The sequence below is a fragment of the Streptomyces nojiriensis genome (genome assembly GCF_017639205.1).
GTDB classification, from domain to species: domain Bacteria; phylum Actinomycetota; class Actinomycetes; order Streptomycetales; family Streptomycetaceae; genus Streptomyces; species Streptomyces nojiriensis.
In genome coordinates, this window is record NZ_CP071139.1 from 4,166,433 (window position 1) to 4,180,894 (window position 14,462).

Here is a 14,462-nt window from a genome sequence, read left to right on the forward strand (position 1 = left end):
ATACGGTAGCGCTGATCTGACGTACCGTCAGCTAGTTGGCCGGTGATCGGTCGGACACGGGCTGACGTGTACGCGCGAGACAGGGCAGACTGACCCTTACACCGACGGAAGGCAGGGGGACGACAGATGGACGGCGTACCGGCCATCCCGAGCCCGCGGAAACATCCCGAGGCCCGTACGGCTGCCGTCGTACCCGAAGCCGGTCCGGGGGCGCCGCCCGCACCCGCGCCCCCCACCCGCCAGGCCCGGCCCGAGCCCACCACCCGTACGGCCCCGGGACGAGCCGAGCCCGCCGCAGGCGACACGGCCGCCGGACCCACCGCCCGGGCCAGGTCCGCCGAGCCCGCCGCATGCCCGACCCGCACCGCCGCCGCCCGTACGGCCCCGGGACGAGCCGAGCCCGCCGAGCCCGCCGCAGGCGACACGGCAGGCGAGGGCGCCGGTCCCGGCGAGTCCCGCTTCGCCGTCCTCGGCCCCGTCCGCGCCTGGCGCGGCGCCGAGATCCTGCCCTCCGGCACGCCCCAGCAGCGCGCCCTGCTCGCCGTGCTCCTGCTGCGCGACGGCCGCACCGCCACCGCGCCCGAACTCATCGACGCCATCTGGGGCGAGGACCCGCCGCAGCAGGCCCTCGCCACCATCCGCACGTACGCCTCCCGCCTGCGCAAGGTCGTCGCCCCCGGCCTCCTCGTCACCGAGTCCGGCGGCTACGCCATCCGGCTGCGCTCCGCCTCCACCCTCGACCTCGGCGTCGCCCGCAGCCTCGCCGCCGACGCCGAGGCGGCCCGGGCCGCCGGTGACCGCTCCCTCGCCCGTACGCTCCTGGCCCGCGCCCTCGACCTCTGGGAGGGCGAGCCCCTCGCGGGCGTCCCCGGCCCGCACGCCGAGACCGAGCGCATCCGGCTCGCCGAATGGCGCCTCCAGCTGCTGGAGACCCGCCTCGACCTCGACCTGGAGGTCGGCCAGCACGCCGAGGCCGTCTCCGAGCTCACCGCCCTCACCGCCGCCCACCCGCTGCGCGAACGCCTGCGCGAGCTGCTGATGCTCGCCCTCTACCGCAGCGGCCGGCAGGCCGAGGCCCTCGCCGTCTACGCCGACACCCGGCGCCTGCTCGCCGACGAGCTCGGCGTCGACCCGCGCCCCGAACTGGCCGCGCTCCAGCAGCGCATCCTCAACGCCGACGCCGATCTCGCCCGCGCGGAGGACCCGGCCCCGGCCGCCGCGACCGTTCACGTGAGGCCCGCCCAATTGCCTGCCACCGTTCCCGACTTCACGGGCCGTTCCAGCTTCGTCACCGAGCTCGGCACCATCCTGTCCGGCGGCGCCCACGACCAGGTCATGGCCGTCTCCGCGCTCGCGGGCATCGGCGGCGTCGGCAAGACCACCCTCGCCGTCCACGTCGCGCACGCCGCCCGCCCGCACTTCCCCGACGGCCAGCTCTACGTCGACCTCCAGGGCACCGAGGCCCGCCCCGCCGAACCGGAGGCCGTCCTCGGCTCCTTCCTGCGCGCCCTCGGCACGCCCGACACGGCCATCCCCGACTCCCCCGCCGACCGGGCCGCGCTCTACCGCTCCATCCTCGACGGGCGCCGCGTGCTGGTCCTCCTCGACAACGCCCGCGACGCCGCCCAGGTCCGTCCGCTGCTGCCGGGCACCGCCGGCTGCGCCGCCCTCGTCACCAGCCGGGTCCGCATGGCCGGCCTCGCCGGGGCCCATCTCGTCGACCTCGACGTCATGAGCCCCGAGGAGGCCCTCCAGCTCTTCACCCGCATCGTCGGCGAGGAGCGCGTGCGCGCCGAGCGCCAGGCCGCCCTCGACGTCGTCGGCGCCTGCGGCTTCCTGCCGCTCGCCATCCGCATCGCAGCCTCCCGGCTCGCCGCCCGCCGCACCTGGACCGTCTCCGTCCTGGCCGCCAAGCTCGCCGACGAGCGCCGCCGCCTCGACGAGCTCCAGACCGGCGACCTCGCCGTCAAGGCCACCTTCGAGCTCGGCTACGGCCAGCTGGAGCCCGCCCAGCAGCGCGCCTTCCGCCTCCTCGGCCTCGCCGACGGCCCCGACATCTCCCTCTCGGCGGCGGCCGCCGTACTCGACCTGCCCGAGTACGACACCGAGGACCTCCTGGAGGCTTTAGTCGACTGCTCCCTCCTGGAATCCGCCGCCCCCGGCCGCTACCGCTTCCACGACCTCGTACGCCTCTACGCGCGTGCCTGCGCCGAGCGCGACGAGCAGCCGCCGAGCGGGCGCGAGGCGGCCCTGGACCGGCTGCTGGACTTCTACCTGGCCACCGCCTCCGGGGTCTACGCCCTGGAGCGCCCCGGCGACCGGCTGCCCGCGCACCTGTCCGACACCCACTACCCGGGGCTGGTCTTCGCCGAACCGCGCACCGCCCTGGACTGGCTGTACGCCGAGGCCGACCCGCTGCTGGCGTGCGTACGGCAGGCCTCCGTACGGGGCGGCGAGTCGCTGGTCCTGCGCCGGGCCGTGGACCTGCTGTGGGCGGCGAAGGACCTCGCCGAGTCCGGGGCCAACTCCCGGCAGTACGAGTCGGCCGCGGTCGCCCTGCGCGACGCCGGCCAGGCCGCGAAGGACCCGTACGCCGAGGGCCGCGCCCGCACCACCCTCACCAACGTCCACCTGGTCGCGGGCCGCTTCGCCGAGGCCGACGACGAGGCCGCCCGGGCCACGGTGCTCGCGCGCGAGGCCGGCGACCCGCTGCCCATGTGCTGGGCCCCCAACGACCGCGGGATCATCGCCCTCTACGAGGGCCGGCACGCGGACGGCGAGCGCTACCTGCTGCAGGCCATCGAGTGCTTCCGCGCCGACGGCAACAACGTCGGCGAGGCCAGCGCCCTGTGCAACCTCTCGCGCATCCACGTGGAGCTGGGCCGCCTGCCCAGCGCCATAGACCTGGCCCAGCAGGGCATCGCCATCTACGACCGGATGGGCCTGAGCCTGCGCCTGGCCAACGGCCGCTACGCGCTGGGCATCGCCCTCACCCAGGCGGGGCGGCTCGGCGAGGCCCTGGCGCAGCTCGCCGAGGCACTGTCGCTGTTCCACGAGAACCGCCAGCCGCTGTGGGAGGGCGTGACCCACTTCCGGCTCGCCGAGGCCCATCTGGCGGCGCGCCGGCCCACCCTGGCCGCCTCGCACGCCGAGCAGGCCATCGCGCTGCGCGGGATCGGCGGGGAGTGGCGCCGGGCGACGGTCCTGACGGTGCTCGGCAAGGCGCTGCGGCGGCTGGGGCAGCGGGACCGCGCGCGGGCCTGCTGGCGGGACGCGGAGGCCGTGTTCACGCAGCTGAAGTCGACCGAACTGGGCGAGGTACAGGCCCTGTTGGCCTCGGAGATCGCCGCCTGAGCTGCGGGGACGCCGGTTGAACGAGGCGTTCATCGTTCGTTTATCGCCGTCCGACACGATTAGTGCATCGACCCGGCGCCTCGGGGGAGCATCCGGGCCGGTTGGTGGACTACCCGTTCGGCGGTCATCGGGGGAATCGCCGAACGGGCCCAGCCCTACCCAATCATCAGGAGAATCGATGACGACGAACGAGAACCTCAAGCCGCTCGACAACCACGCCTCGGGCGTCGATATCGAGACCCTGGACAACCACGCTTCGGGCATCGAGATCAAGCCGCTGGAGAAGACCGAGGACCCGGCTGCGGCTCCCGTCGTGCCGCCGGTCGCGCCGCCGGTCGCGGGCGAGGAGATCCAGACGCTGGACAACCACGCGTCCGGTCCGCGCCCGTAGCACTCGCAAGACGTACGGGGGAACCACGGGGGAGTACGGGGGAACCACGGGGGAGTACGGGGGAGCAACGGGGGAACGGCGGTCGCGGTGGCCCGGAGGGGGAGCCACCGCGACCGCCGTACGCGTATGCGCGGGGGGCCGCGGCATAGGCTGGTGGTGTGTTCTCCTCCCACGGGCCGAGCGTCCGCGAACTGGCAGTGCAGGGCCTCTCCTCGGTCGAGCGGGGCTACGACCTCCTCGCGCCGAAGTTCGACCACACCCCTTTCCGCACCCCGGACCGGATGCTCGACGCGGTCGAGGAGACCCTCGCCCAGTACGAGGGCGCCTTCGGCGCCGGCCTGGACGTGTGCTGCGGCACGGGCGCCGGGATCGGCATGCTGAGCCGGCTGTGCCGCGGCCGGATCACCGGGGTGGACCTCAGCGCGGGCATGCTCGCGCAGGCCGAGCACCGGTACGGCGCGGACGCCGACCGCGTGGACTTCGTACGGGCCGACGCGCGGGCCCTGCCGTCCGCCCTCGCGGAGACGTACGACCTGGCGGTCAGCTTCGGCGCCTTCGGCCACTTCCTCCCGTCGGAGCGCCCCGCGCTGTTCTCCGGGATCCACACGGCCCTGCGCCCGGGCGGCGTCTTCGCCTTCCCGATCGGCGCCCCGCTGCCGCTCGGCTCCCGGGTGTGGTGGGCGACGACGGGCTTCGACGCGGCGATGCGGGTCCGCAACGCGCTGTGGCGTCCCCCGTTCGTCATGTACTACCGCACCTTCCCCCTGGGCCCGGTCCGCGAGGACCTCCGGGCAGCCGGCTTCACGGTGGAAACGGTCCCCCTGACCCACTTCGGCCACCGCCCGGACGGCACCCCCCACTGGCGCCTGATCCTGGCCCGCCGCCGGGGGTAGGCGGTCAGCCGGTGCGGAGGGCCCGCTTGAGGATCTTGCCGCTCGCGTTGCGCGGGAGTTCCGTCACGAACTCCACCGCGCGCGGGACCTTGTAGTTGGCCATCTCGCGGCGGGACCAGGCGATCAGGTCGTCCGCGGTGAGGGTGGAGCCGGGGCGGCGGACCGCGTAGGCCTTGCCGACCTCGCCCAGGCGCGGGTCCGGGATGCCGATCACCGCGACGTCCGCGATGTCCGGGTGGAGGCCGATGAGTTGCTCGATCTCGGCGGGGTAGGCGTTGAACCCGCCGACGATGAACATGTCCTTGATCCGGTCGGTGATGCGCAGGTTGCCGTCCTCGTCCATGTAGCCGACGTCGCCGGTGTGCAGCCAGCCCTCGGGGGTGATGGTCCGGGCGGTCTCGTCGGGGTCCTCGAAGTAGCCCTGCATGACGTGGTAGCCGCGGACCGCGATCTCGCCCGCCTGCCCGGCCGGCTGCGGCCGCCCGTCCGCGTCCAGGATCACCACCTCCGTGTCCGGGATGGCCCGGCCCGAGGTGGCGGAGACGGTCTCGGCGGGGTCGCCGCGGCGGCACATGGTGACGATGCCGCTGGCCTCGGAGAGCCCGTACGCCGTGAGGACGGTGGCGATGCGCAGTTCGCCGCGCAGCCGTTCGACGAGCCGCAGCGGGACCACGGCCGCGCCGGTGACGACCAGGCGCAGGGCGGAGAGGTCGTGGTGGTCGCGCTGGGGGTGGTCGAGGAGCGACTGGTGGAGGGTGGGCGGCCCGGGGAGCACGGAGATCCGCTCGGCGGCGACGTTCGCGAGGACGGTGTCCACGTTGAAGACGGGCTGCGGGACCATCGTGGCCCCGCGCATCAGGCAGGCGATGATCCCGGCCTTGTAGCCGAAGGTGTGGAAGAAGGGGTTCACGATCAGGTAGCGGTCGCCCTCGCGCAGTCCGGCGAGCTCGCTCCACACGTCGTAGCAGCGCAGGGACTGGGCGTGGGTGATGACCGCGCCCTTGGGGCTGCCGGTGGTGCCGGAGGTGAAGATGATGTCGGAGGGGGACTCGGGGCGGATGGCCTCGGCGCGCTCGCGGACCGCCGCGGCCGGTACGCCGTCCCCGCCCGCCAGGAAGTCCTTCCAGGTGCGGAAGGAGTCGGGGGCGTCGTCGGCGAGGACGACGACCTGTTCCAGGTGGGGAAGTCCCGGCAGCGGTCCGGTGCCGGGGCCCTCGGCCGCGGCGCGGCGCAGGGAGGCGACGTAGGAGGTACCGAGGAAGGTGCCGGTGACGAAGAGCAGCCGGGCCCGGCTGCGCTCCAGGACGTACGCGGCCTCCGCGCCCTTGAAACGGGTGTTGAGGGGGACGAGCACCGCGCCGGCCGAGACGGCGCCGAGGGCGGAGACGATCCACTCCAGGGTGTTGGGGGCCCAGACGGCGACCCGGTCGCCGGGCTCGGTCCCGGCGGCGACGCAGGCCGCGGCGGCGCGCTCGACGCGCTCGCCGAGCTGCGCGTAACTGATCCGGGTGCGCCCGTCGACGACGGCCTCACGGTCGGCGTACCGTGCCGCCGCCGCCCGGACGAGCTGCGCGATGCTGCCCCAGCGCAGATCCCCGCGCCCGTCCTCACGCATGTTCTCGCGCACGCCCTCACGCCCGTCGTCGCGCCCGTCGTCACCCATGCGTGCCACCTTCCCGCAGACCCAGTAGCTGACTATCCGTCAGATTAGCTGTAGCCTTCGCGGCTGTCAGTACTGGCGCACCCCGGAGGTGGCGATGACGGCAACGCTCAAGGACGCGACGGCGATAGTCGGCATCGGGCAGACCGCCTTTGCCAGACATCTCCCGCAATCCGAGAAGGAGTTGGCCTGCCGGGCCATTCTCGCGGCCCTCGCCGACGCCGGCATCGAACCGTCCGAGGTCGACGCCTTCGCCTCCTACACCATGGAGGAGACCGACGAGGTCGAGGTCGCCAAGGCCATCGGCGCCGGCGACGTCACCTTCTTCTCCAAGATCGGCTACGGCGGGGGCGGATCCTGCGCCACCGTCGGACACCTCGCCTCCGCCGTCGCCACCGGCCAGGCCACCGTCGGCGTCGCCTGGCGCTCCCGCAAGCGCGGCTCGGGCCCCCGCCCCTGGAAGAACACCGCCGTCCAGCTGCCCACCCCCGGCCAGTGGACCCGCCCCTTCGGCCTGCTGCGCCCCGCCGACGAGATCGGCATGCTCGCCCGCCGCTACATGCACGAGTACGGCGCGACCCGCGACCACCTCTTCAACGTCGCCATGGCCTGCCGCAACCGGGCCAACGCCAATCCGGCCGCGATGATGTACGAGCGCCCGCTGACCCGCGAGATGTACATGACCTCCCGCATGATCAGCGACCCGCTCTGCCTCTTCGACAACTGCCTGGAGACCGACGGCGCGCTGGCCTGCGTGGTCGTCTCCGCCGAGCGGGCCCGGGACTGCCGACAGAAGCCCGTCTACGTGCACTCCGTCGCCCAGGGCCTGCCCGCCCAGCACCACGGCATGGTCAACTACTGGAACGACGACCCGCTGTCCGGCCCCGCCTGGACCGCCGCCCGCCACCTGTGGAAGCAGGCCGACTTCGGGCCCCAGGACGTGGACGTCGCCCAGATCTACGACGCCTTCACCCCGCTGATCCCGCTCTCGCTGGAGGGCTACGGCTTCTGCGGCCGCGGCGAGGGCGCCGCCTTCACCGAGGGCGGCGCCCTGGAGATGGGCGGCCGGCTCCCCGTCAACACCGGGGGCGGCGGCCTGTCCGAGGCGTACGTGCACGGCTTCAACCTGATCAACGAGGGCGTCAAGCAACTGCGGGGCGTCTCCACCTCCCAGGTGCCCGACGCCACGACCTGCCTGGTGACGGCGGGCGAGGGAGTCCCGACGTCCGCGATCCTGCTGAGGAGCTGACCCGATGACCACCACGTCCACAGCCGCCGACGAACTCCTCCTGCCGGTCCCCGACGAGGACGGCGCCCCCTTCTGGGAGTACGCCGCCCAGGGCGAGCTGCGCGTCCAGGCCTGCGCCGCCTGCGGCCGGCTGCGCTTCCCGCCCCGCCCCTGCTGCCCGCACTGCCGGTCCTTCGACAGCGAGTGGCGCCGGATGAGCGGCCGCGGCCGCATCTGGTCCTACGTACGGCCGCACCCGCCGCTGCTGCCCGCCTACGCCGCGCAGGCCCCGTACAACGTGATCCTCGTGGAGCTCGCCGACGCCCCGCACATCCGGCTCGCCGGGAACCTGGTGACCTCGGCCGACGCCCCGCTCGACTCGGTGGACCCGGCCCGGCTGCGGATCGGCGCCCGGGTGCACGTGGTCTTCACCGAGACGGGCGGCATGGCCGTGCCCCGCTGGATCCTGGAGAAGTCATGACCGTGCGGGTGGACCGGGACAAGGAGACCGGTGTCGCCGTCGTCACCCTGGACCGCGAGCACCGGCACAACGCCGTCGACCTGGAGACCGCCGCCGAACTGAGCGAGGTGTGGCGGGAGTTCCGGTTCGCCGGGGAGGTACGGGCGGTGGTGCTGACGGGCGCCGGGGCGGCCGCCTTCTGCACCGGCATCGACCGCGGCGTCGACGTGCCGCAGCCCGCCTCCCCCTACTCGGCCGACGACCCGCTGATCGCCATCGGCCCGAAGTCGTGCGACCTGTGGAAGCCGGTCGTCGCCGCCGTCAACGGCATGGCCTGCGGCGGCGCCTTCTACCTGCTGGGCGAGGCGGAGTTCCTGATCGCCTCCGAGACCGCCACCTTCTTCGACCCGCACACCGCCTACGGGATGGTCAGCGCCTACGAGGCCGTCTACATGGCGCAGCGGATGCCCTTCGGGGAGGCGGCCCGGATGTCCCTCATGGGCACCGCCGAGCGGCTCTCCGCGCGCCGGGCCCACGCGATCGGACTGGTCTCGGAACTGACCGCACCCGACGAGCTGCTCCCGGCGGCCCTCCGGGCGGCGCAGACCCTGGCCGGCTTCCCCACGGAGGCGGTACAGGGCACCGTACGGGCCCTCTGGTCGGCGAAACAGGCCGCGCTCCAGCAGGCGCTGGCACAGGCTCCGGCGCTGATCGCGCTGGGGAACCTGGCACCGGAGCGGCAGGCGGAGCTGTTCGCCTCGCGGCGGCCCGGCACGGAGTTCAGGCTGCGCTGACGGGCAGGCCTGACCGACAAGACACCCCATGAGCTCGCGCGTCGGGGGTCGACCCGACGTGCGGGCCGCGCGGGCCGGGCGTAGCGTCGGCACCGGGACCCCTACCTCGGAGGGCCGGGCATGTTCCGCAACGTCCTCGGCTCGCTGATGGGTCTCGCCGGAGCGGCGGCCGCCGTCTGGAGCCCCTTCCGTGCCTGGTACGACGGCCGTCACGGACGCGACTACGGCGTCCAGGAGCTCTTCACCTCCGCCGGGATCACCGGCCACACGCCCACCCTGCTGGCCTCGATCCTGCTCCCCTACCTCTTCGCCGCCGTCCTCACCCTGTGCGCGGTCCTGCTCCGCTCGCGGCTGCTGATGGCGCTGGCGGGGGTGGTCGTACTCGGCTTCACGATCCTGTGGACGGTCCGCCAGGGCCAGGCCGCCGGAAGCCTGACCGTGGGCGGCGACGGGCACGGCCTCGGTGACGGACTCGCCAACGCCTTCGGCGCGGGTGCGCTGATCCTCCTGGGCTCCCTGGTGATGAGCGGCCACCCCACCCGCCCCACCCGTCCGCTCCCCCCGCCGACGCCCGCCTGATCCCACGGCCGGGCCGGGCCCCGGAAACGGCGGCGGCCCCGGCCCCCGGGTGGGGGCGGGGCCGACCGGCCGGTCAGGCGGGGTGGGGATCAGGCGGCGTCGACGACGCCGGACGCCGCGATCTCGACCTTGCCCTTGGGGGCGCCGGACTGGGAGCCCAGGGCCTCGATCTGGTCCACGAGCTCCTGGCCCGAGACGACCTCGCCGAAGACGACGTGCTTGCCGTCGAGCCACGAGGTGACGACGGTGGTGATGAAGAACTGCGAGCCGTTGGTGTTGCGGCCGGCGTTCGCCATCGACAGCAGGTACGGGCGGTCGTGCTTCAGCTGGAAGTTCTCGTCCTCGAACTTCTCGCCGTAGATGGACTTGCCGCCGGTGCCGTTGTGGTTGGTGAAGTCACCACCCTGCAGCATGAACTGGGGGATGACGCGGTGGAAGCCCGAGCCGGCGTAGCCGTAGCCGTTCTGGCCGGTGGCCAGCTCACGGAAGTTGCGCGCCGTCTTCGGGACGACGTCGTCGAAGAGGTTGAAGACGATGCGGCCGGCGGGGGCGCCGTTGATGGTGATGTCGAAGTAGACGTTGCTCATGGGGTCCATCCTGTCACTCCCGGTGCGGTGCGCTACCCGGCGGGGCCGCAGCCCCGCCTCCGGGCAGGTCAACCGCTCGTACGGGTGCCCGTACCCTTCGCCGCGTCCAGGGCGTACACGCAGCGGTCCTTGCTGCATGCGTAGACCACGCCCGCCTCCGCCACCGGGGCGCCCGTGATCTCGCCGCCCGTGGCCAGCTTCCAGCGCAGCTGGCCGCCCGCCGCGTCCAGCGTGTACAGGCAGTGGTCGGCCGAACCGAAGTGCACCCGGCCGTCCGCGACCGCCGGCAGACCGGTGATCTCGCCGCCCGCCGCGAACCGCCACTTCGGGGTGCCGGTGACCGCGTCGAGCGTGTACAGGGCACTGCCCGCGCCCAGGTGGACGTTGCCGTTCGCGACCACCACCGGGTCCGGGGACTGCCGTCCCTCCGTCGCGATCCGCCAGCGGTCCTGGCCGGTGGCCGCGTCGAGGGCGTAGACGGTGCCCAGGTAGTCGACGAGGTAGACCCCGCCGCCCGTGACGGCCGCGCCCGGCGCGAAGGCCGGGGGTGCCAGGAAGACCGCGGGGGCCTCGAAGTGCCAGCGGACCCGGCCCGAGGCCCGGTCCACCGAGATGACCCGGGTGCCGGCCGCGACGTACACGTTGCCGTCGGGGGCCGGAGTGACGCGCACGGGCACGTTCCCGCAGGAGGCCGCGTCACCGATCGGATAGGACCAGGACTCGCGGCCGGTGCGGGCGTCCAGGGCGCGCAGCCGGGCGTCCTGCCAGACGTACACCGTGCCGTCGTGGAGGACGGGGGCCGCCTCCGGGGTCTCGAAGTCGCTCTGCGCGCCGGTCAGCTCCCACAGCTTGTGGCCGCCCGAGGCCTCCCGGCCCTGTACGCCGCCGCCGCGGGTGGCGGTGACGACCGTGCCGCGCTCGGCGCGCAGCGCGTACACCCAGGCGTCGGTGGACAGCCGCCACCGCTCGGAGCCGTCGCCGGCGTCGAGCGCGTACAGGGAGGGGCCGTCGGAGGCGTGGATCCGGCCGTCGGCGACCGCCATGGACCAGGCGACGTCGCGGGTCTTGAACTGGCGGCGGCCGCTCGCCACGTCCAGGGCGTGGACCTCGAAGGAGGTCACGTACAGCAGGTTCCCGGCAACGGTCGGCGTGCCCCAGACCTCGTTGGACATGCGGAAGCGCCACGGCCGCCAGCGGCCGCTGTCCGGGGCCGGACCGGGGCTCGGTACGGGCTGCACCGCCGAGGGGGTGGCCACCGACCCGCCGGGCGGGCGGATCCAGCCGGTCGCCGAGTCCGCGGCTGCGGAGGAGGCGTGCGCGGCCGGGGCCGCGGCGGTCGCGCGCGGCCCGGGACCGATCGGCACCGGCGAGCCGCCCAGGCGCACCGGCTCGCCCGAGGGCACCGGGGACATCGGCGGGTGGTGCGGGCGCTGCGGGACGGCCTGGCCGGTACGCGGGTCCACCCAGGAGTCGGCCCCGCGCGGGCGGCGGTGCGTGACGGCCTCGGCGGCCGACCCGCGGCCCCCGGAGGCCGGTCCGGGCGCCGGCACCGCGGGAAGGGGCGCGGGCGGCGTACGGTGCCCCGCGCGCCGGGCCTCGATCATCGCGACGGCCCGGGCGGGCAGCCACGCCGAGGCGGTGCCGCTGTCGTCGCCGCCGTCGAACAGGTGCGGGGCGAGCTGCGCCTGCAGGTCGGCCGGGGTGGGCCGGAGCGTGGCGTCCATCTGCATGCAGGAGTCGATCAGCGGCCGCAGCTCGGCCGGGAGACCCTCCAGGTTGGGGCCCTCGCGCAGCAGCATGAAGACCGTCTCCACCGGATTCGCCCCGTGGTACGGCGGGTGCCCGGTCGCGGCGAAGACGAGGGTGGAGCCGAGCGAGAAGACGTCGCTGGCGCCCTTGACGCTGCGCGAGTCCTTGGCCTGCTCGGGCGACATGTAGGCGGGGGTGCCGACGGCGACGTTCGTCATGGTCAGACGGGTGTTGGAGACCCCGCTCGCGATACCGAAGTCGATCACGCGCGGGCCGTCCTCGACGACGAGCACGTTGGACGGCTTCAGGTCGCGGTGGACCAGGCCGGCGCCGTGGATGGACTGCAGGGCCTCGGCGATACCGGCCGCGAGCCACCGTACGGCCTGGGCGGGCATGGGCCCGCACTCGTTGACGATCTCCTCCAGGGAGGGCGCCGGGACGTAGGCGGTCGCCAGCCACGGCACGGCGGCGCGCGGGTCGGCGTCGACCACGGCCGCGGTGTAGAAGCCGGACACCGCGCGGGCCGCCTCCACCTCGCGGGTGAAGCGGACCCGGAAGAGCTGGTCCTCGGCGAGCTCGGTGCGCACCGTCTTGATCGCGACCCGCCGTCCGGACGCGGACCGCGCGAGATAGACCAGCCCCATGCCGCCGGCGCCGAGCCGTCCCAGCACCTCGAAGGGGCCGATCCGTCTCGGGTCGTGCTGCGTCAGCTGCTCCACCACTCGCCTCCACACCTCCCCGTACGGGCCACTCAGCGGGCCCGCATCCACCGGCACGGGGCCCTGCCCCGTGCAGCGTCTCACTCCGGGCGCCGCCCGGGTCGAGCAACCCCGATTCTGTCAGGCCCGGACCCGGTCCGGCCCCGGCACGTCGAGCGGGGTGGTGTGATCTGCTCGGCGATCCTTCCGGGACCGGGGCGCTACGGACGGGATACGGGCGGAATGCGGGCCCCGCTGCCCGGTGGGCGGGGGCTGCGCGTCGGGCCTGCGTCCGGCTACGCGTCCGGCTTCGTGCGGGGTTCCGAGAGCAGCCCGAAGACCGCCCCCTGGTTGTCGGCGACGACCGCGATCCGCCCGTAGGGGGTGTCGAAGGGATCGGCGGTGACCCGGCCGCCGAGCCGCTGCACCATGGCGACCGACTGGTCGCAGTCCGGTACGGCGAAGTAGGCCAGGAAGTGCGCGGGCATGGCCTCGGGGAAGGCGTCCGTGATCAGGCTGCGGCCGAGGACGGCGGTGTTTGTGCCGGGCGCGGTCCCGGGCGGCGACCAGATGCGGTACTCGACGCCGGCGTCGTCCTGGTCCTGCGGGACGTAGCCGAAGACCTTGGCGTAGAAGACGTCGACGGCGTCGCGGGCGCGTGTGTAGACCTCGCTCCAGCAGTACGTGTACGGCTCCCCCTGGGCGTCGAAGCCGTGGTGGGTGCCGGGCTGCCACAGGCCGAAGACGGCGCCGCCGGGGTCGGCGGCCATCGCGGCGGTGCCGTACGGGCCGACCGGCATCGGGTCCATCACCATCTGGCCGCCGGCGGCGCGGATGCGCTGGGCGCAGGCGTAGGCGTCGGTGGTGTAGAGGTAGATCCCCCAGACGGTGGGCATGCGGCCGTCGGGTTTGGGGGCGAGGGCGGCGACGTTGCGGCCACGGCTGTAGGCCTGGGTGTAGTGGCCGTACTCGGCGCCCGCACCCTCGGCGAAGGTCCACCCGAAGAGCTCACCGTAGAAGCGCTTGCCCGCCTCGACGTCCGGAAGCGAGGCGTCCACCCAGCAGGGTGCGCCTTCCGCGAATGCGGCCATGGGCCCGTTTCCTTCCGTTGTGCGGGGGTGTGTACCCTCCCAACCCTCTCAGCCATGATCCGTCCGAAAACTTGTCCACAGCCTGTTGATAAGACTATTCGGGGGAAACCTTGCGGAACCGGACGACACGCCCGGGCCCGGGCGCGGGGCGCGGGCAGCACGCGGACACGGCCCGGCCGGGGGCGCGCGGGAGCCGATTTCCGTCCGGAATGCGCCCACCCGGCGGCCCGGGAACGCCTTCGGCCCAGGCCAGGGACCCCGTAACCCCATTTGCAGGCGGCCGAATAGCGCGCCGATCCCCCCTCGGTAAGCTGACGGCATGACAGGACAAGTACGCACCGTCGACGGGCGTGTCGCCGGCCGGCGCGGCCAGGCGACGCGGCAGAAGCTGCTCGACTGCCTCAGCGAGATGCTCAGCTCCTCGCCGTACCGCGACGTCAAAGTGATCGACGTCGCCCGCAAGGCCGGTACCTCCCCCGCGACCTTCTACCAGTACTTCCCGGACGTCGAGGGCGCCGTCCTGGAGATCGCCGAACAAATGGCCACCGAGGGCGCGCAGTTGACGTCGCTCGTCGAGGGCCGGACCTGGGTCGGCAAGTCAGGGTGGGCCGCCGCCGAGGAACTCGTCGAGGGCTTCCTGGAGTTCTGGCGCCGCAACGACGCGATCCTGCGGGTCGTCGACCTCGGCGCGGCCGAGGGCGACAAGCGCTTCTACAAGATCCGCATGAAGATCCTGAACTCGGTCACCAACTCCCTCACCGAATCGATGAAGGAGCTCCAGGCCAAGGGCAAGGTCGACAAGGACATCAGCCCCGCGGCGATGGCCGGTTCACTGGTCGCGATGCTGGCCGCGGTCGCCTCGCACCAGAAGGGCTTCCAGACCTGGGGCGTCAAGCAGGCCGAGCTCAAGCCGAACCTGGCGCTGCTCGTCCACCTCGGCATCACGGGCAAGAAGCCCACGAAGTAGCGGCGGACCCC

At 73.7% G+C, this 14,462-nt stretch carries 12 protein-coding genes; 8 read left to right on the forward strand and 4 right to left on the reverse strand.

Annotation, left to right across the window (positions count from 1 at the left end):
• The first annotated feature begins 126 nt into the window (after positions 1-126).
• From afsR to JYK04_RS19290, 3 genes are all read left to right on the forward strand, one after another.
• Positions 127-3,354, forward strand: coding sequence for an SARP-family global regulator AfsR (afsR, locus tag JYK04_RS19280; protein WP_229875088.1), 3,228 nt, complete (start codon positions 127-129; stop codon positions 3,352-3,354).
• Positions 3,355-3,532: 178 nt separating this feature from the next.
• On the forward strand, positions 3,533-3,745 hold the full coding sequence (locus JYK04_RS19285) for a hypothetical protein (RefSeq protein WP_189735236.1): 213 nt from the start codon (positions 3,533-3,535) through the stop codon (positions 3,743-3,745).
• 158 nt (positions 3,746-3,903) lie between these two features.
• Positions 3,904-4,638 (forward strand): class I SAM-dependent methyltransferase, encoded by a 735-nt coding sequence (locus JYK04_RS19290; protein WP_189735234.1) that lies wholly within the window; start codon positions 3,904-3,906, stop codon positions 4,636-4,638.
• Positions 4,639-4,642: 4 nt separating this feature from the next.
• Here the strand turns inward: JYK04_RS19290 and JYK04_RS19295 are convergent, their stop codons facing one another.
• On the reverse strand, positions 4,643-6,253 hold the full coding sequence (locus tag JYK04_RS19295) for a FadD3 family acyl-CoA ligase (RefSeq protein ID WP_189735662.1): 1,611 nt from the start codon (positions 6,251-6,253) through the stop codon (positions 4,643-4,645).
• Between the two features lie 142 nt (positions 6,254-6,395).
• Between JYK04_RS19295 and JYK04_RS19300 the strand changes: the two genes are divergently transcribed.
• The 4 genes from JYK04_RS19300 (at position 6,396) to JYK04_RS19315 (ending at position 9,359) form a co-directional block, all read left to right on the forward strand.
• Positions 6,396-7,547 carry a lipid-transfer protein gene (locus JYK04_RS19300; protein WP_189735232.1) on the forward strand — a complete coding sequence of 384 codons (1,152 nt, stop codon included), beginning with the start codon at positions 6,396-6,398 and terminating at the stop codon, positions 7,545-7,547.
• 4 nt (positions 7,548-7,551) lie between these two features.
• A complete protein-coding gene (locus tag JYK04_RS19305; RefSeq protein ID WP_189735230.1) occupies positions 7,552-8,007 on the forward strand; it encodes a Zn-ribbon domain-containing OB-fold protein in 456 nt (151 codons plus the stop codon).
• Complete coding sequence (locus JYK04_RS19310; RefSeq protein ID WP_189735228.1) at positions 8,004-8,780, forward strand: enoyl-CoA hydratase/isomerase family protein; 777 nt, start codon at positions 8,004-8,006, stop codon at positions 8,778-8,780. The genes JYK04_RS19305 and JYK04_RS19310 overlap by 4 nt, the downstream gene beginning before the upstream one ends.
• A 120-nt stretch (positions 8,781-8,900) precedes the next feature.
• Positions 8,901-9,359 carry a hypothetical protein gene (locus JYK04_RS19315; RefSeq protein ID WP_308431012.1) on the forward strand — a complete coding sequence of 153 codons (459 nt, stop codon included), beginning with the start codon at positions 8,901-8,903 and terminating at the stop codon, positions 9,357-9,359.
• Between the two features lie 89 nt (positions 9,360-9,448).
• On the opposite strand, the gene JYK04_RS19320 is transcribed toward JYK04_RS19315, so the two are convergent.
• From JYK04_RS19320 to JYK04_RS19330, 3 genes are all read right to left on the reverse strand, one after another.
• On the reverse strand, positions 9,449-9,946 hold the full coding sequence (locus JYK04_RS19320) for a peptidylprolyl isomerase (RefSeq protein WP_189735226.1): 498 nt from the start codon (positions 9,944-9,946) through the stop codon (positions 9,449-9,451).
• A gap of 68 nt (positions 9,947-10,014) precedes the next feature.
• A complete protein-coding gene (afsK, locus tag JYK04_RS19325) occupies positions 10,015-12,417 on the reverse strand; it encodes a protein serine/threonine kinase AfsK (RefSeq protein WP_189735223.1) in 2,403 nt (800 codons plus the stop codon).
• 272 nt (positions 12,418-12,689) lie between these two features.
• On the reverse strand, positions 12,690-13,484 hold the full coding sequence (locus JYK04_RS19330; RefSeq protein WP_189735221.1) for a VOC family protein: 795 nt from the start codon (positions 13,482-13,484) through the stop codon (positions 12,690-12,692).
• 319 nt (positions 13,485-13,803) lie between these two features.
• Here JYK04_RS19330 and JYK04_RS19335 point away from each other — a divergent pair, with 319 nt between their 5' ends.
• Positions 13,804-14,451, forward strand: coding sequence for a TetR family transcriptional regulator (locus tag JYK04_RS19335; RefSeq protein WP_030013555.1), 648 nt, complete (start codon positions 13,804-13,806; stop codon positions 14,449-14,451).
• The last annotated feature ends 11 nt before the right edge of the window (positions 14,452-14,462 follow it).

Coding starts and splice junctions, on each gene's coding strand:
- JYK04_RS19300 (WP_189735232.1), top strand. CDS start 6,396: ATGACGGCAACGCTCAAGGACGCGACGGCGATAGTCGGCATCGGGCAG.
- JYK04_RS19320 (WP_189735226.1), bottom strand. CDS start 9,946: ATGAGCAACGTCTACTTCGACATCACCATCAACGGCGCCCCCGCCGGC.
- JYK04_RS19330 (WP_189735221.1), bottom strand. CDS start 13,484: ATGGCCGCATTCGCGGAAGGCGCACCCTGCTGGGTGGACGCCTCGCTT.
- JYK04_RS19310 (WP_189735228.1), top strand. CDS start 8,004: ATGACCGTGCGGGTGGACCGGGACAAGGAGACCGGTGTCGCCGTCGTC.
- afsR (WP_229875088.1), top strand. CDS start 127: ATGGACGGCGTACCGGCCATCCCGAGCCCGCGGAAACATCCCGAGGCC.
- JYK04_RS19335 (WP_030013555.1), top strand. CDS start 13,804: ATGACAGGACAAGTACGCACCGTCGACGGGCGTGTCGCCGGCCGGCGC.
- JYK04_RS19315 (WP_308431012.1), top strand. CDS start 8,901: ATGTTCCGCAACGTCCTCGGCTCGCTGATGGGTCTCGCCGGAGCGGCG.
- JYK04_RS19295 (WP_189735662.1), bottom strand. CDS start 6,253: ATGCGTGAGGACGGGCGCGGGGATCTGCGCTGGGGCAGCATCGCGCAG.
- JYK04_RS19305 (WP_189735230.1), top strand. CDS start 7,552: ATGACCACCACGTCCACAGCCGCCGACGAACTCCTCCTGCCGGTCCCC.
- JYK04_RS19285 (WP_189735236.1), top strand. CDS start 3,533: ATGACGACGAACGAGAACCTCAAGCCGCTCGACAACCACGCCTCGGGC.